Source organism: Streptomyces sp. NPDC002018 (assembly GCF_042890865.1).
GTDB lineage: Bacteria > Actinomycetota > Actinomycetes > Streptomycetales > Streptomycetaceae > Streptomyces.
Map to the genome: position 1 here is coordinate 1 of NZ_JBIASO010000018.1, position 21,333 is coordinate 21,333.

Sequence of the window (21,333 nt, forward strand, 5' to 3'; positions counted from 1 at the left end):
CAGGGGGGACCCTGTGGGAGAGTAGGACGCCGCCGAACAATTATTGTGGGGATGCCCCGCACCGTTATGGTGCGGGGCATTTCTGCGTTCAGGGCATTTAAACCGCCTTGCGAGGGGCGGCACGTGCGCGGAGTATCGGTGCATGAACCATAGGAACCATGTGATACGAGCCGTACAGGCCGAGGAATGGGCCAAGGTCAAGGAGATCCGGCTGGACGCCCTCCAGGACCCGGCCGCGCCGGTGGCGTTTCTGGAGACGTACGAGCAGGGTCTCGCCCACCCCGACTTGTTCTGGCAGCAGCGGGCCGCCGGCGTCTCGCCCCGGTTCGGCACCAGCTCGGGGCAGTTCATCGCCGAGGCTCCCGACGGAAGCTGGTCCGGCTCGGTGGTCGTACTGATCGAGGCGGCCGGCAGCAGCGACTTCTTCGGCAGCACCATCGCCCAGGCGCAAGGACATCTCGTGGGTGTGTATGTGCGACCCGAGCATCGCGGCAGCGGACTGCTGGGAGCGCTGGTCGCGGAGGCACTGGACTGGGCCTGGACGCGGGAGGAGCCGCGGTTGTCCCGGGTACGGCTCTATGTCCATGAGGCGAATCCGCGGGCGCAGGCCGCCTACCGCAAGCTCGGGTTCGTACCGACCGGGACCGTCATACCGTTCGAGCACGATCCGCTCGCCAAGGAAGTGGAGATGGCGATCAAGCGTCCCTAGGGGGTGTTTCGGGACTGCGGCAGCCCTATGCGTGGGGCGGCAGCGCTTGCGCGGGCTGTGTCCCGTGTCCGTCGAGATAGAGCCTCATGGCGCATTGGTCCTCGGCCTCCACGAACACCCGCCGGCCCCAGTGAGCGCTGAGGCGGTGCGCGACATCGACCAGCCGGCGGCGTTCCTCCGGCGAGTACGCGGGGAACCGCACCCAGCCCCGGTCGGCGATCTGGTTGCCGAGGTCGCTGAACAGCACAGCCCGCGCGCGCCGCTCCTCCTCGTCGGTCAGCGGTGTGGGACCGCCCTCCACGGGCTGCGGCCGGACGTTGTACAGGTCTCGGATCACTGGCTGCTCCGCGGGTCGCTCGGCGTCTGTTCGGGAGAGACTACCGGCCCCACGCGGGGCGGCACGGCCGGAGCGTCCAGTGCGTGCTCCTGGTGCTGGGGCAGCCGTACGGGCGTGCCGCGCGGGCCGTCCGCAGCGCGTGTGCCCACCAGTCGAGCTGGTCGAGCATCGCCTTGGCGGCGCCGGCGGCGCCTTCCGGGTCATGCGCGGGGCCGTCGGCGGCGAAGACCTCTCCGGTGACCTTGTGGAAGCTGACGGTCTCGCGCACGGTCACGCAGTGCAGCTCGGCGAAGACCAGCCTGAGCTGTTCGACGGCCCGCAGCCCGCCCCCGGCACCCCCGTACGAGACGAAGCCGACCGGCTTGGCCTGCCACTCCTCGCGGTGCAGGTCGATGAAGTGCTTCAGGACGGCGGGGAAGCTGTGGTTGTACTCCGGTGTCACGACCACGAACGCGTCGGCGGCGCCGATACGGGCCGTCAGCGCGGCGAGGGCCGGTGTCGGTTCCGTACCCCAGTCGGGGTGGACCGAGGGCAGTTCGGCGTCGGCCAGATCGATGACATCGACCTCGGTGTTGCCGTGTGCCGTGGCGCGGGCGGTGAACCAGTCGCCCACGGTCGGGCCGAGACGGCCTTCCCTGGTGCTGCCGATGATGACGGAGAGGCGGATCGGATCGGTGGACATGACGGACTCCTCGGGGCTTCCGTGGGAGGGGGCCCGCGGTGCCTGTATCGCGTCGGACATATGGGTAAAGTACAACGTGCATGGCAATGATTGCAATGATCGTTGTAGTTTTCTGGGAGGGTGCGATGCCGGAGCGAGCCACGGCCCGGACGGACGGTACGGCGGAGAAGCCCCCGCGCAAGGGGCTGCTGGAGAAGCGCCGGGCCATCGAAGGCGGCGCACGCGCGGTCTTCGGCCAGGAGGGATACACACGGGCGAGCATCGACGCGATCGCCGCCGCCGCAGGTGTCTCCACGCGCACCATCTACAACCACTTCACCGACAAGGACGAGCTCTTCCGCACGGTCTTCCTGGAGAGCGCCGCCTCCGTGACGGAGGGTCTGGCCGAACTCTTCGCACGGCACTTCGAGCGCTTCGGGAGGACGGCGGACATCGAGCAGAACCTGCTCGCTCTCGCGCGCGAATGGGTCGGCCAGAACGCCAAGCACCCCGAACACTTCGCCCTCGTACGGCAGATCATCACCGAGGCACCGCGGATGCCGGCCGATGTGATCGAGGAGTGGCAGCGCGTCGGGCCCCGGGCGGCACGCGTGGAACTGGCGAGGTGGCTCGGTTCACTGGCCGATCAGGGACTGCTCGACATCGAGGACGCGGATGTGGCGGCACGGCATCTGACCCTGCTCGTCGGGGGTCTGACGCTGGAGTCGTTCTTCGGCGCCGTGCGGGTGAGCGCGGACGAGGCGGAGAGCTTTGTGGCGAGCGGGGTCCGGGCGTTCCTCAAGCTGTACGGCGCGTCGTCCGGCGGGCCCGGCTCCGGGCGTCCGTAGGGGCGACCCTGGCCGTCCCCGCCGTCCCCGCCCCGTCCTTGCTGCCTTGCTGCCTTGCTGTCCTGGCCCCCTGGCCGTGCTGGCGGCTCCGGTGTCCCGTCGGGGCCTCGGCCTCTTGCCCACTCCGTCCGGTCCTTGGGCGCATGGGCCGGACGCGGCCGGGAAGGCGAGGGTTATGCCTCGTCCGCCAGGGCCTGGATGTCGGCGTGGGGCCAGCGGTCGCGTCCCTGTTGCCGTGAGCGCAGCAGGACGAGGGCCGGCAGCCCCTGCTGCTGACCGGTGGCCAGCACCTCGGGAAGCTGGGGGAGCGGAGCCACGGCGGCGACATCGTCGAGGACGAGTGACATTGGTGGGTCGAGCCGACCGTCAGATGACCGTGCGGCCATGCGGCGGCCGTGCTCGACCACGCTTGAGGTGAGTGCGGTGAGCAGAGGCATCGCACCCGGGCGGGAGCGCGGATCTTCGATCGGCTCACCCACCACATAGAGAGTGCCCCCCTCGTTCACAAAAGAATCCAGCGTGAGCGAATCGGTTCGGTTCGGAGTGCAGGCGTCCCGGATATGGACCGAGGAGAGGGCCGCCAGCGCACGGGCCGTCAACTGTTGTGCCACTTCGCGGCGTTCGGGGTGGGCGGTGAGCGCGGACTCCAGGAGACCGGCGAGTCCCGAGGTGGCCTTGGGGTGGGTGCGCAGTATCCGTACCGCCTCGTGCGCGCTGCCGCCCTGGGCCCAGCGGTGCACCTGTTTGAACGGCCGTCCGTCCACGGCCGCGGCGTGCAGCCAGCACCGCAGGAGCGTTTCGGCGGTGTCGGCCATGGCGGCGTCGAGCAGCGCGTGCGGGCGTACGGGGGCGAGCAGCGCGGTCGCGCGGGCGGCCGCGGTGTCCGCGTTCTCGCACCCGGCGGTGGGGGACCAGTGGAGTCGGGCCGGGGTGTCGCAGAGATGGCCGGGATCGTAGAGCAGGACGGGGCCGAGCTTGGCCCGCGCGTCCTTCGTCTCCGCCCACACCGTCGGGTCGGAGGTGACGACGAGCGCGGGTCCTGCCGCGTCCAGGACGGCCTGGACGGAGGCGGGTCTACGGGTGTGGGGGTCGCCGTACCGTACGCGTGGCCGGGTACGGGGAGCGGGGACACCGGTGGGCACGGGGACGAGGGCGGCGAGCCCGGCCGTCTCCATGCTGGCTGCCGGATCTGCTGGGCCCGCCGGACCTGCTGGGCCTGCTGCGAGGCCCGTGGGGCTTGCGGGGCCCCTGGGGCCCGTCCCGGGAGTGGTGGGCACGGATGAGGGCGGGGCGGCCGCGGCGGCCGGAGAAGGGCCCGCTGCCCAGCTCTGGGGCGGGGAGTGGGGCAGGGCCTGGGTCTGGGGCTCGGCATGGGCATGGAGCCGGTCCTGTGGCCGTCCGTGGGCGATGTGGGCCTGGGTTTCGGGGGCCGGTGCGGACTCGGCCGCGGCCGTCCGGGGGGAAGCGCCCGCACCGGGTGCCGTTCCGGGGACGGGGCCTGAGCCGGGGCCCGGTCCGGTCGTCGCGGCGACACCCGGCACCGGTTCCTTGCCGAGCGTCGCGTGGCCGCTCACGGCCTGGTCACGCTGGTGTTCGAGACCGTGCTCGTGGCCGTACCCGTACCCCTGGCCGTACCCCTGGCCGTATCCGTACCCGTGCGCGCGCCCGTGTTCGAGGCTGTGGTCCTGCCCGTGCCCGTGCCCGTGCTCCTGCCCGTGCTCCTGGGCTCGCGCCTGCCGTTCCCGTTCGTCACGCAGCAGTTCGCGGCGGCGTGCCCGTACGGCCCGGTACCGGGCAATCACCCCCAGGACGAACACCGTGATGACGATCAGCACCATGAGCTGGCTTATCAGCAGTCCCCAGAACAGTCCGTATCCCGAGAGCTGCGACGCCGGGGTGTCCGGCCAGGCGCCCGCCATGTCGTGGGGCGCGGCGACGAGCTGACGCATCGCCAGCGGCGTACGGCCGTACGTCACGCCCTCCGGCCAGGCCCCGTGCGTGAAGAGCCCGGCCAGTCCGGTGGCCGTCCAGACCAGCAGCGACAGCCCCAGTACGAACCCCAGCACGCCCAGCAGGAGCCCGTCGGGGACACCGCCGCGGGTCTCTCCGCCGCCGCCGTACCCCTCGTATCCCTGGCCCGGCCCCCGGCCCCGGCCCTGCCCGTCGTGGTGGCGCGACATCTCACGCCACCGTCGACTCGGAGGACTCGTTGAACTGCCGTTGCCGTTCCAGGAGGATCGCCCGCTGCTCCGCCTCCCACTCCGCGGCCCGCATGTCCTCGGGCAGTCCCGCCGCCAGGGCGTCGGCGGCGTCCGCCGCGTCCGAGGCCTCGGAGTTCTCCGTCATGGCCCGGTCGGTGAAGACCAGCGGCCGTTCGGCCTCCGTGACGAGATGCTTGACGACCTGGACATTGCCGTTGACGTCCCAGACCGCGATTCCGGGGGTGAGTGTCGGGATGATCTCCACCGCCCAGCGGGGGAGCCCGAGGACCCGGCCCGTCGCTCTCGCCTCGTCGGCCTTCTGGGCGTAGATCGTTCGTGTGGAGGCCATCTTGAGGATGGCCGCGGCCTCGCGGGCCGCGGCTCCGTCGACGACGTCCGAGAGATGGTGGACCACGGCGACGAAGGAGAGTCCGAGGCGCCGGCCGAACTTGAGCAGCCGCTGGAAGAGCTGGGCGACGAACGGGGAGTTGATGATGTGCCAGGCCTCCTCGACCAGGAAGATGCGCTTCCTGCGGTCGGGGCGGATCCAGGTGTGCTCCAGCCAGACGCCCACGATCGCCATCAGGATCGGCATCGCGATCGAGTTGCGGTCGATGTGCGAGAGGTCGAAGACGATCAGCGGGGCGTCGAGATCGATCCCGACCGTCGTCGGCCCGTCGAACATGCCCCTGAGGTCACCGTCGACCAGCCGGTCCAGGACCAGCGCCACATCCAGGCCCCAGGCCCGTACGTCGTCCAGGTCGACGTTCATCGCCTGGGCCGACTCGGGCTTCGGATGGCGCAGTTGCTCGACGATGTCCATCAGGACGGGCTGGCGCTCGACGATGGTCCCGTTGACGTAGGCGTGCGCGACCTTGAGCGCGAAGCCGGAGCGCTCGTCGAGGCCGTGTCCCATCGCGACCTCGATGATCGTACGGAGCAGGGCGAGCTGACCGGTCGTGGTGATCGAGGGGTCGAGCGGGTTGAGCCGGATGCCGCCGTCGAGCGCGGCCATCGGGTCCAGCCGGATGGGGGTTATCCCCAGCTCCTGGGCGATGAGGTTCCACTCGCCGACGCCGTCCTCGCCCTGGGCGTCCAGTACGACGACCTGACGGTCACGGAAACGCAGTTGGCGCAGGACATAGGTCTTCTCCAGCGCCGACTTGCCGTTGCCGGACTCGCCGAGCACCAGCCAGTGCGGGGCCGGGAGCTGCTGGCCGTAGAGCTGGAAGGGGTCGTAGATATAGCCCTTGCCGCTGTAGACCTCACGGCCGATGATCACGCCCGAGTCACCGAGGCCGGGGGCCGCGGTGGGCAGATAGACGGCCTGGGCCTGGCCCGTTGACGTACGGACCGGCAGCCGGGTCGTCTCCACCTTCCCGAAGAGGAAGCTGGTGAAGGCATCCGTGAGGACGGAGAGCGGATCTCGCACCACAAGGCCCCTTTCGGCTCGTCGGCTGTCAGCGTGGCTGGGACGGGGGAGGGAACGGCTGCTAGCGGCGGATGCCGGTCGCGAACGGCAGGGTGTTCACAAAGGCGCGGTGGTGCTCACGGTCGCACCACTCCAGCTTCAGATACGACTTGCCGGCCGAGGCCCTGATCGTCCGCTTGTCCCTGGCCAGGGCCTCGGGTGTCCTGGACGACACTGTGATGTACCCGACGAGGTTGACTCCGGCGGCTCCGCTGGCGAGATCTTCACCCCGCTGGTCCAGCCGCCCGTGCGCGGCGATGTCGCGCGGGTCGATGGTGCGGTTCATCTTGGCGGCGCGGCTCGCCTCCGCCTCGTCGTTCGTCTTCTCGGTCAGCATCCGCTCGATGGCGATCTCGGTCGGTTCGAGGTCCATGGTGACCGAGACCGTACGGATCACATCGGGGGTGTGGACGAGCAGGGGCGCGAGGAAGTTCACGCCGACCGGGGTCATGGGCCACTCCTTGACCCAGGCGGTGGAGTGGCACCAGGGCGCGCGGGTCGACGACTCGCGGGTCTTGGCCTGGAGATAGGTCGGTTCCATCGCGTCCAGCTCGGCCGGCCAGGCGTTTCGTTTCGTCATGGCCTGGATGTGGTCGATGGGGTGGTCGGGGTCGTACATGGAGTGCACGAGGGAGGCCAGCCGGCTCTGGCCGAGGGGCTGCCGTACCCGGATGTCCGCCTCCGCGAGCCGGGCGCAGATGTCGGTCAGCTCACGGGCCATGACGACGGCGAGGCCCGCGTCCCGGTCGAGTTTCCTCGTACCGGCGGCCTGGCGGGCGGCGCGCGCCATGGCCTGGCCCTCGGCGGCCAGCTCACGGGTGTAGTGCATACAGGCGACCAGATAGGCGCGGTGCTGCTCGCTGGAGGTGGAGACCATGGACTGGAGCTGGTCGTAGGAGTCCTGGAGCCAGTCCGGGGCGGCGGAGTCGCCGCGCTGGGCCACGTCCTTGGCGTGCGCGTCGGGGTCGGCGGGCAGCGTACGGGCGAGCATCTGGAGCCGGGTGACGAACCCGTCCCCGTTGGCGACGTGCTTGAGGAGCGTGCCGAAGCGGTCGACGAGCGCTTCCTGGTCCTCGCTGTCGCGCAGTCCGACGCCGGGGCCCTCGATCTCGATGGCGGCGGTGACGGTGCGGCGGTCGGCGTGCAGGAGTACGGCGATCTCGTCCGGGCCGAAGGGCGCGGCCAGCCAGTTGATGCGGCCGATGCCGGGGGGCGGGCCGATCTCGACCTCGCGGCCGTCGAGGGCGGTCCCGGCCTCCATGGCCGCCGAGCGGTAGACCGTGCCGCCGCGCAGGGTGCGCTTGAAGCTGCGGTTGATCTCGTACCACTTGTAGAACGTGCGCTGTTTGTACGGCACGTAGACGGCGGCCAGCGCGATGAGCGGGAAGCCCGCGAGTGTCACGATCCGTAGCGGCAGGACGGGCACGAGCAGCCCGCACATCATGCCGAGGAAGGCGCCGGCGATGATCAGGGCGATCTCGCCGGTCTCGCGGTTCTTGCCGACGATCGCGTTCGGCCGGGCGCGGCCGATGAGATACGTACGGCGGGGCGCGATCGGGTGAGCCTGGGTCGTCAACGCCCTCCACCTCCTGTGCTGTTGTTGCCGGTGCCGGTACCTGTACCACGTGAGCTGTGGGGGGTGCCGCTGGTGGGGCTGCCGCTACGGGGCGGGGGCGCGGCGGTCGGAACGCTTCCGCCGCCCGTGCCGCCGCCGGAGGTGCGGGCGCTGTGCGCGGCGACGCCTCCGGAGACCGGGTTGGCGGGCCGGCCGCCTCCTCCGCCGCCGGCGCCCTGCTGCTGGTGGGTGCGGCTGCTGTGGGTCTTGATGCCCTGGGAGACGAGCGCGGCGGGCGAGCTGATGAGGGCGGCGGCCTGGGAACCGTCCGTGGCCTGCTTCCTGTTGGTGCGGGAGGAGGCGATCTCGTCGCCGAAGCCGGGCACGAAGCGGTAGATCATCGCGGAGGCGAAGATCGCGAGCAGGATGATGGCGAGGCCGGAGACGACGGCGGAGAACGCGTCGGGGCCGTCGTCGGCGGAGAGCGCGCCCGCGAGACCGAGGACGATCATGATCACAGGTTTGACCAGGATGACGGCGATCATGATGCCGGCCCAGCGGCGGACATGGCCCCACATGTTCTTGTCGACGAGCCCGGCGTAGACGACGGTGCCGAGCAGCGCGCCGACGTAGAGGAGCGCGGCCCGGATGACCAGTTCCAGCCAGAGAATGCCGGCGGCGAGGATCGAGACGAGGGCGACGACGATCAGCATGATCGGGCCGCCGCCGATGTCGTCGCCCTTCTTGAGGGCTTCGGCGAAGCCGCCGAAGAAGGCATCGGTCTGGCCGCCGGTGGAGGTGGCGATGACCTCGGTGACCCCGTCGGTCGCGGAGACGATCGTGTAGAGGATGAGCGGGGTGAAGGCGGAGGCGAGGACGGTCAGCCAGAGGAAGCCGATGGCCTCGGAGAGCGCGGTGGTCAGCGGGACGCCGCGGATGGCGCGCTTGGCGACGGCGAGCAGCCAGATGACGAGGGTGAGGACGGTGGAGGCGGCGAAGATGACGGCGTACTGGCGGAGGAAGGCGGTGTTGGTGAAGTCGACGTTGGCGGTCTCCTTCACGGCCTCGCTGAGCTTGCCGACGATCCACGCGGCGGCGTCGGCGCAGCCGCGGGCGAGGGAGGAGAGGGGGTCGAGGGCGTCCGGGGTGCTGGGAGGGCCGGACCGGGCGGTGCCCGTGTCGCCGTTCTCGCAGTACTCCTTGACGAGTCCCTTCAATAGATCGCAGTCGCCCTGGCCGCCCGTCGAGGACGGGGTGGGCGTGGGTGTCGGTGCCGCCGCCGCGCGCCCCGCGAGCAGCAACAGGACGGCTTGAACACCCGTCAGAGCGGCGACGACCGAACGAGCGCGGTGTCGGGAGCTACCTGGCATACGTGAAGCCTCCGTACTGCTCGACAGCCTTGCTGATCTCGTCCGCGGTGGAGGCCGCCACGTCGCCGGGGACGGGGGCGGGCCCGTCCTTCTGCGATTCCGCGGCGATCTTCCAGTCGCTGTCCAGCCACCGCAGATCGAAGGTCCAGGTCTTCCAGGTCGTGCTGACCGGGTCTGTCGAGTCGGGACCGGACATCCCGATCAGGCCCGTGTACCAGACGGACACCTTCGCGCTGTCGTCGTCGAGACTCTCGACGCTGGTGCCCACCGGGATCGTCCGGGAGACGAAGGTGCTGCCCTGCGGGGGGGTGCCATTGGCGTCCAGGCCGAGCTTCTCCAGGAACTCCGCGGTGTACGCGGCGTCCAGTGAACCCTTGAGTCTGTTCGCCGCGTCCGGCGTGTAGACGGTGTCGAGGATGCTGTGCCGGCTGTCCTGGCTGAACATGCCGTTCGAGCCGAGCGCGACCGCGTAGTTCGCGGCCGCGCTCGCCGCGCCCTGTTCGTTCTGCGCGAAGCCGGACGGGATCGTGCCGTTCTTGCCCCTGACCGGCTTCACGCCCGACGCCGCTGTGGGGTCGGCGGCCGGGCCTCCCGTGCCCTTGCCGCCGTCGGTGGAGTTGTCTCCGCCGCGGTTCGCGAAGGCGATGGCCGCGATCAGGAGGACGACCACGCCCACCACGGTGATGAGGGAACGGGAGGAGCCGCGGGCCTGGCGGCGGGGGCCGCCGCCGTAGATGTCGCCGCCCCTGCCGTCGGGCAGGCGGGTACGGGTCTGGCCCGTACCGCCGAAACTGTCGTCCGTACGGCCCGAGTCGCCGCCGTAGCCGTGCTCGTCGCCGAAGCTCATGCCGTGTACGCCCCCTCAGCCGTGCGCGGTTCCGCGTGGTCCGCGTAGTACGACGGTAGCCGTGCTGGTGGCCGCGCGGGCGCGGTGTGGTGACTCGACATCAGGGAGACGCAACCTCAGCCGGTGGGTGCGACGGACAGGTGGTGTTGAAGGTGGTCCGGGCACGCCCGGTACGGACTGATGGGAAAGCTGGGAAAGATGGGAAGGAGACTCGGGATCGGGATCTCGGGTCAGGGCTCGGGTTCGGGGGACTGGGATTCGGGTTCAGGGACTGGGAATCGGGTTCGGGGACTGGGGGGACGGCGGCTAGACGGCCATCCCGTACACGATGGTGAAAAGCGTGCCCAGCGAGCCGATGATGAAGACACCGGTGAGCCCGGCGACGATCAGCCCCTTGCCCTGTTCCGCGCTGAACGTGTCCCTGAGCGCGGTCGCTCCGATCCGCTGTTTGGCCGCACCCCAGATCGCGATGCCGAGGCAGAGAAGGATGGCCACGGCCATCACTACCTCGATCATGATGCGGGCCTCGTTCCCCAGAGTCCCGAAAGGCCCCCAGTTCGGGGCGATGCCACCGATGATGGTGGTGATGTCGCCCTTCTCGGCCGCCAGGTACATGTAACTCACCGCCCCTGTTGGGTTGTTCACGCCCATGCCCCCATGGCATGGGTCACGCTCTATCTTCGCTGATGGAACCGCTCCCGTATGCCGCTTGGCGGCTCTCTTTACCCGATCCCCGCACATATGACCGATCATGCAGCCCTCACCTGGCGTGGATCGGACATGTGCGTACGCGTATGGTTACTCTGTGTATCACGGAGCGTGACTCCGGGCAATGACTGTCGTTGTTACACCTTTACGGCCACGTCCCCTCGCGGACGCTCCCGTGGTCGGGGAGTCGAGGAGCTGACGACCCCTCTGTTCCGCGCCAACCGTACGGGTGAACTTGCCGCCCGCTGCCGAGCCGTCCGTCCGCCGGACGGCCGTCCACGGAAACCGCAGGACCGCCCGGGTCCGCGGGCGCCTTCGCGATACGTACGGGCCCGTGTGCCCGGTTCCTGAGTGGGTCGGCGGTGTGCCCCGCTTTTGGGAGGGTGCCGTCGACATCCCGGTGAGGAACAGGGGCGAGAGCGGCATGGCGGGGATCACGGGGCAGGCGGGGCCGGCGGGGCGGATGGCACCTGCGGGGCAGGCGGGACCGGCGGGACCGGGTGGGGATGAGGGCGGCGGGGCGTACGCGGGCGGCGGGCGGCGGCTGGTCGACATGGTTGACATGGCCCACATGACCGACAAGGCCGGCGGTGTACCGGCGCCACGCACCGGCGGGCTGCGGCACAGCGGCGGCCCCTGGACACGGGCGGCCGGGGCGGCCGAGGCATTGCGTACCCATATGGGCCTGGTGCGGGGCGAGTTGGCCGACGCGCACGAGGGACTGGCGGCCGGTACGGCGGGCCTGGGCGCCGCGGCGGTGCTGCGGACGGTGCGTATGTCGTGGGAGCGGCGCATCGAGATCGCGATGGGTGAGTGCGAGGGCCTGGCGGTTCATCTGCGGGGGGTCGCGCGGGACCAGGGCGAGAACGAGGCGGCGATCAGCTCCTCGCTCGCCTCTTTCGCTTCCTCCGGGGCTTCTTCCGGGGCGCGAGCGGGCGGGGGCGCGCGGTGAGCGGGCCCGGGGGTGGCGGCGTGCGCCTGAGAGGGGCGCTGACCTGGACACAGTTGCGCGAGCTGAAGTGCTCCGAGCTGGAGGGCGCGGCGGACGGCTGGGGCAGGGTGAGCAACCGCGCGGACGCGGCGCGCGACCGTATCGACAAGCAGCTCCTCGCGGGCCTCCAGGCCACACAGGAGGGTGAGGCGGCGGAGGCGGCGAGCGCGCGGCTGTGCGAGCTGAGCCGCAACTTTCAGTACGTCTATATGGAGTGCGGTCTGGTCCGTACGACCCTGAACAGTCTCGCCCAGGAGCTGAGGGGGACTCAGCGGAGGCTGCGGGCGGCGCTGGACGACGCGGACGGCCTGAAGTTCACGGTCCACGCGGACGGTTCGGTGAGCTATCCGGCGGCGGGGGAGCACCTGATCACACGGGAGAGGCTGCCGGGCGGGACGGCCGAGGGCAGCTCGTTGCCGCCCCTGCTGTCCACGCCGCCGGCCCTGACGGCCCCGAATCCTCATGCGGCGAGGGCGCGGGAGATCGCCGACACGATCGCGAGCGCGGTGAGCGAGGCGAACCAGATCGACGCGCGCTACGCGGCGACGCTCGTGAAGCTGACGGCCCGGGACGGGCTGCGGACCACCGACGCGATGTGGGCGGACGCGCACGGCGACGCGACGGTGGTGCGGGGGCTGGCGGACGCGTACCTCAAGGACTCCATCCCGACGGACAGATCCCCCGCCGAGCGCAAGGCGTGGTGGGACGGCCTGACGCAGGAGCATCGGGAGGAGTACCTGGCGGTCTATCCGGACGAGATCGGCAACCTGGACGGGATCCCGGCGGAGGTACGGGACGCGGCGAACAGGGACAACCTGGCGCTGCTGATCGGAAAGCTGGAGGGGCGGGTGGGGGACGAGGGATCGCAGACGAGACTGGCGGGACTGCGGGCGATCGACGAGCAGTTGCGGGCGGGCGGGCATCCGCCGATGTTTCTGCTGGGGATCGGGGAGGAGGGGAATGGGCGGGCGATCGTCTCCTACGGGGATCCGGACCGGGCGAGGAACGTCTCGGTGTATGTACCGGGGCTGGGGACGGCGCTGGACGAGGAATTCGCGAGGAACGACTTGAGACGGGCGCGGGACACGGCGGTGGGGGCACGCGAGTACGACGCGTCGAGCGCGTCGGTCGTCTGGCTGGGGTATGACGCGCCGCAGCTTTCCGCCGCCGATGTCACGGGGAATACGGATGTGATGTTCGCGGATCAGGCGCGGGTGGGGGCGGTCGCGTACAACGAATTCATGTCCGGCGTCTCGGCGACGAACCGGAACGAGGACCCGCATATGACGGCCATCGGGCACTCGTACGGTTCGCTCACGGTCGGCCAGGCCGCGCAGCGGCAGGGCGGGATTCCGGGCGCCGACGACATTGTGCTGCTGGGCAGCCCGGGGACCGGCGCGGATTCCGCCGATGAGCTGGGGGTGGGGCGGAAGCATGTGTTCGTGGGCGCGGCGGAGAACGATCCGGTGACGGCGATGCCGGCCAGGATCGAGGCGCGCGGCATGGCGACGGGTGCGGTGAGCGGGGCGATGGTGGGGGCGGCGGCGGGCGGCCCTGTGGGGGCGGCGCTGGGAGGGCTGGGCGGCGGCGCGGCGGCGTATCTCGCGCAGGACGCGCAGGCGGACGACCGGGAGATCTGGTTCGGCACGGATCCGGCGCACGAGGCGTTCGGCGCGCGCCGATTCCGGGTCGAGGACGGGCCGCGTCCTGTGGGCGACCTGGGCGGGTTCACGGCGCACACCAACTATTTCAATCCGGACGAGGACGAAGAGTCCGCCGACAATATCGCCTTGATTGTTGCCGGCCGGGGCCACGAGATCAGTACCCAGGAGCGCCGATGACGAGCCTGCGCATCTTCTTCGCACTGTTCGTGCTTGCCGTGGCGGCCGGATGTGGCGCTCGTGCCGACACTCATGACCCGGAAGGGAAGACGCCCGACATGAATATGCGGCAGGCTGCTGGCAAGGCTGATGCGATCATGCAGCAAACGCTCATGGGTATCAGTCCGGAATTGCGATGGAACCACGGTCCTTCGAACCACAGAATCTGTACCGACTCCAAAAATGATTCCCTGGGGGCTGGTTCAGTAAAGCGCCGAATCGCGGTCATGACCATCGTCTCCAAGGAGCGACGTGGAAGTCTGCTGGGGGTTGTGGAACGTGACTGGACTACGCGCGGGTATCGGATCACCAGTGTGCGCGCGAGTAGCGAAGTTCCCGCTATTTACGCATCTACACCGGAGGACTTCCGTATGAGGGTGGCAGTAGGAGGCGAAGGCCAGTTCTTCTTCTCCATCACCACCCCGTGCTTCACCGAATCCGCCGTGCCCGACCCGGCGACTCAGCCGAACACCCCGCAGCGCGCGGGCGAGTACCCCTCGCGGCCCGACGTGTACGACGAGTTCTGGTCATCCATGGGGGCTCTTCCGACGTCCTCCGTCGGGATCTCCTGATCCGGGGGCTCCGCGCCTAGACTGGGCGGCGACTGTGGCCCTGACGCGGAGGGTGTTTGACGGTGCGTAAGGCATGGCTGGTCGTGGGCGCTGTCGGTGGGGCGGGGATGAGCTTTGTGGCTCTGCTCGTCGTGGGGACCTACTCCGCCGCCGCCGGGCTGGTCGGCGGGTCGGGGAGGGCCGTGGGGCTGGCCAAGGGGGCCGTGCCCGCCGCGTATCAGCCGCTCGTGCAGAAGTGGGGCAACTACTGCCCCGCCATCAACCCGGCGCTGCTCGCCGCGCAGTTGTACCAGGAGAGCGGGTGGAACCCCACCGCCCAGAGTCCCGCCGACGCCCGGGGCATCGGGCAGTTCATCCCCGGGACCTGGCAGGCGCACGGGATCGACGGGGACGGCGACGGGGACCGGGACATCTGGGACCCGGCCGACGCGATTCCCTCCGCCGCCTCGTACGACTGTGAATTGGCCGGATACGTCAAGGACGTGCCTGGCGACCCGACCAGCAACATGCTCGCGGCGTACAACGCGGGCGCCTATGCCGTCATCAAGTACGGGGGCGTTCCGCCGTACCGGGAGACCCAGAACTACGTCAAGGTCATCCGGACGCTGGAGAAGAGCTTCGCCCGGCCCGTCGGGCGGGTCGAGCCGTCGCGGCAGGCCGCCGCGGCCATCTACTTCGCTCAGCAGAAGCTCGGTACGCCCTACCTCTGGGGCGGGAACGGTACGGCGGAGCAGGACGGGCGGTTCGACTGTTCCGGGCTGACCCAGGCCGCGTACCGGACCGTGGGGATCGAGCTGCCGCGCGTCGCCAATGATCAGTACAACGCGGGTGAGCATCCCTCGCGTGACGAGCTGCTCCCGGGTGACCTCGTCTTCTTCTCAGACGATCTGACGAATTCACGGGCGATCCGGCACGTGGGGCTGTACGTGGGCGGCGGGTACATGATCAACGCGCCGTACACCGGGGCCGTGATCCGGTTCGACAAGATCGACACCCCGGACTACTTCGGGGCCACCCGGGTCACCGAGGACGGTGCGAAATCGCTGCCGACGGATCTCCCGGAGAGTCGGCCGGCCGTCTGACACCGATCGGCCCGGAGGGCTGCTCCGTCCCCGGCGACCCGCCCCCCCCGATGCCTCTCCCGACGACCTGTCCCCGGCGCTCCGGCTACCCCGCCCGGCTCCAGGCGGCCGGCCGGCGCGCTGGCCTGCTCCCGGCCGGGCCCGCCCCCCGAGGGCCCCGTCGGCCGACCCGATCGGCCCCCCCGCAGACCCGGCCGGTGCCCCGCGCCGACCCCCCGAGTGGCCGGAACTATCCGCCCATGTGCCCCTCTGAACTGGGGCGACGAGTCACTCTTCGATAACGTCATGGTGATCGTTCGGTGGAGAGCGGAACGCAGACGCCGAGAAGGCCGTTCCCTGGACGACAGCCGCGGGTATTGATCACGCGGCATGTTCCGTACTGACCACGGGGTTTGGTAGAGGCAGCGCGCACGGAGATGCGGCGCGCCGGGCGACAAGGCAAGGGGCCGCAGCAGATGGCTGGACTCGCACTGGATGGGTCGAACCCCGATGTCAGCCTGCTCTATGACATCAACGGGCTCGCCAAGAGCGCACCGACGTGGTTCGACCGGGTCATGGAGTACGTCGGCGAGTACGGGATCATGGCCGCACTGGTGCTCATCGTGCTCTGGTGCTGGTGGAGCGTGCGCAGAAGCGGAACGGCCGAGGACTCCGTCACCGCCGTCGCCGGGCTCCTCTGGGCGCCGCTGGCCGCAGCGGTGGCGGTGCTGATCAATATCCCCATCCGGGGCTTCGTGGAGCGGCCGAGACCGTTCCTGGACCACAAGGGCCTGGAGGTCCTGGTGGCGGGGAAGACGGACTACTCGTTCGTGAGCGACCACGCCACCATGGCGATGGCCATCGGGGTGGGGGTCTTCGTCGCCCACCGCAGATTCGGCCTGGTCGCGATCGGGCTGGCCCTCGTCGAAGGTTTCTGCCGGGTGTACATGGGTGTCCACTACCCGACGGACGTGATCGGCGGTCTCGCGCTCGGTACGGCCGTCGCCCTGCTGCTCACCCCCCTCGCGCTCGCCCTGCTGACCCCGGTCGTCTCCGCGGTCTCCCGCTCGGCACGGGTCGGCTGGGCGGTACGGTCACGGGCCGCGCGCGAGGCCGACCGCGCGGCGGGCTGCGGCGCCGTCGGCGGGACGCGGCCGCTCGGCATCCCCGAGCCGCGCCCCGACGACAACAACCTCGCGGCCTGACACCGCCGGCCGCGTGCCCCTGCCGGCCACCACGGCCGGGGGACGCGGAGGCCGCCGAGTGCGCCGTCACCCGGCGGTCCCGGCGGCCATCCCGGCGCCCAGCCAGATCCAAACGAAAGACCCTAGCGTGAGGCCACCGCGCTGACCACCACGTTCGAATCCCAGTGGCCGTGGGCGTCGATGACGCCGCCGCAGGTGATCAGCCGTAGCTGCGAGTTCGGGACCGGGCCGTAGACCAGGTCCGTGGGGAACTTCTTCGTCGGGTACGTGTCGACCGCCGTCACCCGGAACGGCAGCCGCCGCCCGTCTCCCAGCTCCGTCTCGACCAGGTCTCCGGGGAGCAGCCGGCCGAGCTTGGCGAAGACGGCGTTCTTGATGTCGTCGCGACCGTTCCGCACCGGGACGCTGCCCGGATTGGCCGGGGCGTCCCGGTGGCCGACCAGCACGGCGGGACCGCGTTCGCCGGGGCGCGGGCCCAGGGCGTACCAGCCGACCTTCATCGCGTTACGGAATCCCGGCGCGTCCAGCGCGCCGTTCTCGTCGACCCCGAGCGGCAGCACGTCCGCCGTCAGGCCGAGCACCGGGATGCGCAGCCGTACGGGGGCGGAGGGCGGGTCCGTGACCTTGACCAGGCGGGGTTCGGCGGTGTCCGTCGCGGGTGCGGGCCGCTGCGGGAGCAGATGCAGCAGGACAGCGGCCACGGCGCACAGGGCGGCGAGGACGAAGAGGGTCCTGATCAACCTGTTCGTCCTGCTCGCTCGGCGTGCTGAGCGCACTCCGCGCGGCCCGCGCGCCCTGTGTGCCGTGGGTCCGGTGTGTGCTGTGCGCGCCGTACGGTCCGGGCCCGCGGGCCCCGCCGTTCCGGTCAGTGGTGGCCACCCGTGGCGCGGCGCTGGTGACGGCGCACCACGAGGATCATGCCGAGGGCGGCCGTTACGGTGGCGCCGATGGCGAGGGTGAGTTCGGCCGCGCCGGTCCGGCGTGCCGAGTCGACGGCGGTCAGGTGATCCGCGCCGCCCCGGGCCGCGCCGGACGGGGTGATCTGGAGCGCCCCGACGGAGGGGCCGGTGGCGGTGGTGCTCCCGGTGCCCGTTCCCGTTCCCGTGCCCGTTCCGGTGCCGGCGCCCGTACCGCCGGTCGGCTGCCCAGGCGCCACAGGCGCCACAGGCGCCACCGGGGCCACCGGGGGGATCGGCCGGGTCGCGGGCGCCCGGGTGGCGGTCGCCACGGGGGCCCGCGGGGTGCTCCGTGACGGCGACCGGGGGGTCGCCCGGGGTCCCGGCACCCGTCCGTCCGAGGAGGTCGCGGGCGGCTTCGGCGCCTTCGGCGGTTTCGCGGCCGACGCCTTCGGGGGCTTCGCCTTCGACGTGGACGAGGCCGTGCGCGCGGCCGACGGCTCCGGCAGGGGCGAGGTCGCCGTACCGCTCCGGTTCGTCACCGCTCTGCCGTCGGCCGAGACCAGGCTGAAGCCGTCCACGTTCTGCCCCTTCGGCTCGTTCGGCCGGTCGTTCTTGAAGTAGTACAGCGGGTGTGTGTTGTAGATGACATGCGGCTGATCGCTGTTGGCCGCGTTCAGGGGGGTCTGCGCGGTCTCGCCGAAGACGCCCGCCGCCTTGGTCGGGAAGCCGACCGCCGCCGGCCAATTGGTGGCGCACTTTCCGGTGCACGACGGTCTGTCCGGTTTGTCGGCCAGCCTCAGATACAGCGGATTGCCGTTCTCGTCGGCCAGCACCTGGCCCACGCCGGTGTTGATGAGCGTGAGTTCGCTCGGCTCCTTCGGCCGGTCCACCGCGGTGGCGGCGGGGCCGCCGAGTGCGACGAGGAGAACGGTGGCCGTGGTGAGCGTGGCTATCCGGGGTCCGTATCGGTCCATGGGTACGCCCTTGGGAGTCGGGTATGCCGGGTGTGCCCCCTCTTGCTATCTACAGACCATCGCCCGGCGGCCCGTACGGCCACCTCGGTGGGCCGTACGGGCGACGTCGGACGGTCGGCACCGGGCGGTCAGAGCGCCTGCGGAAAATCGAACAGCCGGTCGGGGTCGTACTGCTTCTTCAGCCGCGTCAGCCGGTCCCCGGCGGGGCCGTAGTAGGCCGAACGCCAGTCGGTCAGGGTCGGGTCGCTGTAGTTCTGGTACGCCGCGCCCGACGCGTACCGGCGCAGTGATCCGTGGGTGTTCCTCAGCCAGGCGCGCTGGGCCGCCCCGGAGGTCCCCGGCTGCCAGGCGGCGATGTACTGCGCCAGGATCCGTGAGCGCCGGTGGACGAAGGACGTGGCGAGCGGATCGACGCGGTTGACCGCCCCGCCGAGCGCCGTGAGCGCGAGGGAGCCGCCGCTGCCCCCGCCGCCGTCCCCGCCCCCGTCGGGCGGGAGCCGGGTGAACGCCTCGGCCGCCGCGACGAGGGCGCGCAGCCCGGCGGGGGAGAGGGACCGGTCGTAGAAGTCCGAGGCCGCGGCGTAGGTCTCGCGCTGGAGCGCGCCCCGCGCGCTGCGGCCGGGGGTCGTACCGGGCAGACGGCACTCCTCCTCGTCCAGTCCCGAACAGCCCCCGTACACCAGCATCGCGTCCTCATAGCCGCGTTGCCGCAGCGAGAAGGAGCGTGCCGGGCCCGGACCGCCGGCGCCGTCGGCGAGCCGGTCGAGCGCGTTCCTGAGACCGGCCTCGTCGCCGAGCGAGAAGGCCGACAGCGAGACGGTCGGGGCGGCGCCGCCGGGACCCGCGGAGAGATGGAGCGAGGACCAGATCTCGTCGGGCTGGTCGGGACCCCATCGCTGCCAGGCGGCGAGCAGGGTCGCGGCCTTCGACCAGGGCCAGCTCAGGAACGCCGAGACGCTCGTGGGCGCGGGATGCGTACGGAAGCGCAGTTCGGTGACGACGCCGAAGTTGCCGTTGCCGGCGCCGCGCAGCGCCCAGAAGAGGTCCTTGTTCCGCTCGGCGTCGGCGGTCAGCCGCCGGCCGTCGGCGGTGATGAGGGTGGCGGAGAGGAGGCTGTCGCAGGTGAGACCGTACGCGCGGGCGGCCACACCGTGTCCGCCGCCGAGGGTGAGACCGGAGACGCCGACGGTGGGGCAGGAGCCCGCGGGGATGGTGAGGCCCCGCCCGGCGAGGGTGCGGTAGACGTCCCCGAGCCGGGCGCCCGCGCCGACGGTCCCGTCCGTGACCGCGTGGTCGAGGGAGTCGAGCTTGGATATGTCGATGACGAGCCGGCCGTTTCCGCTGGACCAGCCCGCGTACGAGTGGCCGCCGCCGCGGATCGAGACGGGGGTGCCGTGGGCCCTGGCGAAGGCGAGGCACTCCTTGATGTCGTCCTCGCCCGCGGCGTACGCGACGGCCGCGGGCTTCAGGGAGTCGAACCGGGTGTTGTAGAGCTGTCTGGCCGTCGGATACGCCTGGTCGCCGGGCCGTACGAGATCTCCGTCGAGCCCCCGGCCCAGGGCGCCCCAGTCGGGCGCTCCGCCCGGCGGCCTTCCCGTTCCCCCGGTCGCGGGCCCGGTCCCGGCGGGCGGTCCGCCCTTGTCGCCGCCCGTACCGCCGGCTCCGCCCCTGTCGCCGCCGGTGCACGCGGACGCGACGGCCGCCGTGAGGGCGACCGCCGCGGCGGTGAGCACAGTGCGCCGTTCCATATGACGACCTCCTGAGGAGGGAGTGTGCCTCAGTGGCCGACGGTTCCGGAATAGATGGTTCCGCTTCAGCTCTGTGGCGGGTGGGACGCCGCGTCCGTACGGGCGCGGTCGCGGGATCGGCGGGCGGGGCCCGTCCAGCCGCACGAGCAGCGGGCCAGGCAGAACGAACCGCGTTCCACGGTCGAGGTGATGTGAGGTGATATGGGGTGAAATAAAGAGGCGGGGGGTGAAGTGGCGGTGGGGGGACCGGAAGTGTCTTGCTCGCACACGGACTCCACCGTACCGAGGTGTTCCCGCCTCGTGACAGGGCCCGGCGTGACGGGGGACGCGGGGCGTCGTTATCCGGAGCGGGTGAGCTTCGGACAAGCGACGGCCAGGCGTTGGGGGTTGGCAGGCGATGGTGGTGCGGCAGCACAGACGCTGGAGCGTGGCGTTCGCCGTCGTGGCCGTGGCCGGGATCGCCGCCACGACCGCCGGCTGCTCGGCAGGCGGCGGGGCCAGGGCCGACGACCGGCCGAGCCGCGATCCCGGAGCGGTGCTGAGGGCGGCCGACGTACTGCTCGCGGCGGGGAGTTCGAAGGCCCGTACGTCCATGGAGATGGCGGCGGGCGGCACCCGGGTCACCATCCGGGGCGAGGGCGGATACGACTTCGTCCGGCGGATGGGGCGGCTCAGGGTCGTGCTGCCGGAGGACCCCGCGGGCGCGGACGCGCACCGGCCCATCACCGAACTGCTCTCGCCCGCCGCGCTGTACATGAAGAACCGCGGGGCCGGGGTGCCCGCCGACAAGTGGGTCAGGGTGGATTCGGCCACCCTGGAGGACGGCAACCTGGTCACGGGCGGGGCGACCGATCCGCTGACGGCGGCCGAACTGCTGCGCGCCGCCCGGGATGTGGCTTTTGTCGGGGAACAGGATCTGGCCGGCACCCGGGTGTGGCACTACCGGGGCACCACCTATATCGGCGGCGCCGCGCGGTCGGCGGCGCCGTACGCGCGCGGGGCGCTGGCCGCCGCGGCCAAGGGGTTCGGCGAGGACGCGGTGCCGTTCGACGCGTATCTGGACGAGGCGGGGCGACTGCGCAAGGTCAGGCACCAGTTCAGCTATGTCAATCAGGGGCATACGGTCGATGTCGCGTCGACCACACTGCTGTACGCATTCGGGGCCGCGGTCTCCGTCACGCTGCCGCCGTCCGACGACATCTTCGCGGGGGAGATCAAGGCCTGAGCGCGGTCTCCCGCCGGGCGCCGGGCTCGCGTCGGGTGCCGGACTCCCGCGGGGCACCGGGCGCCTGCCGG

The 21,333-nt window shown here is 71.1% G+C and carries 19 protein-coding genes; 8 read left to right on the top strand and 11 right to left on the bottom strand.

All coding sequences use genetic code 11. The features are described 5' to 3' along the window. The first annotated feature begins 142 nt into the window (after positions 1-142). Positions 143-709 carry a GNAT family N-acetyltransferase gene (locus ACFYYH_RS25805; RefSeq protein ID WP_388555476.1) on the top strand — a complete coding sequence of 189 codons (567 nt, stop codon included), beginning with the start codon at positions 143-145 and terminating at the stop codon, positions 707-709. A gap of 25 nt (positions 710-734) precedes the next feature. Here ACFYYH_RS25805 and ACFYYH_RS25810 read toward each other — a convergent pair whose 3' ends face one another. Further along, positions 735-1,046 carry a hypothetical protein gene (locus tag ACFYYH_RS25810; protein WP_388555478.1) on the bottom strand — a complete coding sequence of 104 codons (312 nt, stop codon included), beginning with the start codon at positions 1,044-1,046 and terminating at the stop codon, positions 735-737. A 40-nt stretch (positions 1,047-1,086) separates the two neighbouring features. Further along, a complete protein-coding gene (locus ACFYYH_RS25815; protein WP_388555479.1) occupies positions 1,087-1,728 on the bottom strand; it encodes an NADPH-dependent FMN reductase in 642 nt (213 codons plus the stop codon). An 80-nt stretch (positions 1,729-1,808) separates the two neighbouring features. Between ACFYYH_RS25815 and ACFYYH_RS25820 the strand changes: the two genes are divergently transcribed. After that, the gene (locus ACFYYH_RS25820) at positions 1,809-2,555 is read left to right on the top strand and encodes a TetR/AcrR family transcriptional regulator (protein WP_388555482.1); all 747 of its coding nucleotides are present in this window, start codon (positions 1,809-1,811) and stop codon (positions 2,553-2,555) included. A gap of 173 nt (positions 2,556-2,728) precedes the next feature. Here the strand turns inward: ACFYYH_RS25820 and ACFYYH_RS25825 are convergent, their stop codons facing one another. The 6 genes from ACFYYH_RS25825 to ACFYYH_RS25850 all read right to left on the bottom strand — a co-directional run bounded on the left by ACFYYH_RS25825 (position 2,729) and on the right by ACFYYH_RS25850 (position 10,614). Continuing rightward, complete coding sequence (locus ACFYYH_RS25825) at positions 2,729-4,735, bottom strand: type VI secretion protein (RefSeq protein WP_388555484.1); 2,007 nt, start codon at positions 4,733-4,735, stop codon at positions 2,729-2,731. A gap of 1 nt (position 4,736) precedes the next feature. Then, positions 4,737-6,188: an ATP-binding protein gene (locus ACFYYH_RS25830; RefSeq protein ID WP_388555487.1), complete on the bottom strand. Its 1,452-nt coding sequence runs from the start codon at positions 6,186-6,188 to the stop codon at positions 4,737-4,739. Positions 6,189-6,249: 61 nt separating this feature from the next. After that, positions 6,250-7,803, bottom strand: coding sequence for an SCO6880 family protein (locus ACFYYH_RS25835; RefSeq protein ID WP_388555489.1), 1,554 nt, complete (start codon positions 7,801-7,803; stop codon positions 6,250-6,252). Further along, positions 7,800-9,152 carry a hypothetical protein gene (locus tag ACFYYH_RS25840; protein WP_388555491.1) on the bottom strand — a complete coding sequence of 451 codons (1,353 nt, stop codon included), beginning with the start codon at positions 9,150-9,152 and terminating at the stop codon, positions 7,800-7,802. Before ACFYYH_RS25840 ends, ACFYYH_RS25835 begins: the two co-directional genes overlap by 4 nt. After that, entirely contained in the window at positions 9,142-9,999 is an 858-nt protein-coding gene (locus tag ACFYYH_RS25845; protein WP_388555494.1) for a hypothetical protein, read from the bottom strand. The genes ACFYYH_RS25840 and ACFYYH_RS25845 overlap by 11 nt, the downstream gene beginning before the upstream one ends. Before the next feature lie 306 nt (positions 10,000-10,305). Beyond that, positions 10,306-10,614: a hypothetical protein gene (locus ACFYYH_RS25850; protein WP_030353484.1), complete on the bottom strand. Its 309-nt coding sequence runs from the start codon at positions 10,612-10,614 to the stop codon at positions 10,306-10,308. Between the two features lie 664 nt (positions 10,615-11,278). On the opposite strand from ACFYYH_RS25850, the gene ACFYYH_RS25855 reads away from it, so the two are divergent. The 5 genes from ACFYYH_RS25855 (at position 11,279) to ACFYYH_RS25875 (ending at position 16,416) form a co-directional block, all read left to right on the top strand. After that, positions 11,279-11,659, top strand: a complete 381-nt coding sequence (locus ACFYYH_RS25855) for a hypothetical protein (protein ID WP_388555497.1) — start codon at positions 11,279-11,281, stop codon at positions 11,657-11,659. A 20-nt stretch (positions 11,660-11,679) separates the two neighbouring features. Beyond that, positions 11,680-13,539, top strand: a complete 1,860-nt coding sequence (locus tag ACFYYH_RS25860; protein ID WP_388555500.1) for an alpha/beta hydrolase — start codon at positions 11,680-11,682, stop codon at positions 13,537-13,539. After that, positions 13,536-14,150: a hypothetical protein gene (locus ACFYYH_RS25865; protein ID WP_388555503.1), complete on the top strand. Its 615-nt coding sequence runs from the start codon at positions 13,536-13,538 to the stop codon at positions 14,148-14,150. Before ACFYYH_RS25860 ends, ACFYYH_RS25865 begins: the two co-directional genes overlap by 4 nt. A 107-nt stretch (positions 14,151-14,257) precedes the next feature. Then, positions 14,258-15,232, top strand: coding sequence for an NlpC/P60 family protein (locus ACFYYH_RS25870; RefSeq protein WP_388555834.1), 975 nt, complete (start codon positions 14,258-14,260; stop codon positions 15,230-15,232). Between the two features lie 455 nt (positions 15,233-15,687). Beyond that, a complete protein-coding gene (locus tag ACFYYH_RS25875) occupies positions 15,688-16,416 on the top strand; it encodes a phosphatase PAP2 family protein (RefSeq protein WP_388555505.1) in 729 nt (242 codons plus the stop codon). A 122-nt stretch (positions 16,417-16,538) separates the two neighbouring features. Here ACFYYH_RS25875 and ACFYYH_RS25880 read toward each other — a convergent pair whose 3' ends face one another. The 3 genes from ACFYYH_RS25880 to ACFYYH_RS25890 form a co-directional block, all read right to left on the bottom strand. Next, positions 16,539-17,156 carry a sortase domain-bontaining protein gene (locus tag ACFYYH_RS25880; protein ID WP_388555508.1) on the bottom strand — a complete coding sequence of 206 codons (618 nt, stop codon included), beginning with the start codon at positions 17,154-17,156 and terminating at the stop codon, positions 16,539-16,541. 125 nt (positions 17,157-17,281) lie between these two features. Further along, the gene (locus ACFYYH_RS25885) at positions 17,282-18,289 is read right to left on the bottom strand and encodes a hypothetical protein (protein WP_388555511.1); all 1,008 of its coding nucleotides are present in this window, start codon (positions 18,287-18,289) and stop codon (positions 17,282-17,284) included. A 128-nt stretch (positions 18,290-18,417) separates the two neighbouring features. Then, complete coding sequence (locus ACFYYH_RS25890; RefSeq protein WP_388555514.1) at positions 18,418-20,037, bottom strand: FAD-binding oxidoreductase; 1,620 nt, start codon at positions 20,035-20,037, stop codon at positions 18,418-18,420. A 397-nt stretch (positions 20,038-20,434) separates the two neighbouring features. On the opposite strand from ACFYYH_RS25890, the gene ACFYYH_RS25895 reads away from it, so the two are divergent. Next, positions 20,435-21,262: a hypothetical protein gene (locus ACFYYH_RS25895; protein ID WP_388555516.1), complete on the top strand. Its 828-nt coding sequence runs from the start codon at positions 20,435-20,437 to the stop codon at positions 21,260-21,262. Positions 21,263-21,333: the final 71 nt, after the last annotated feature.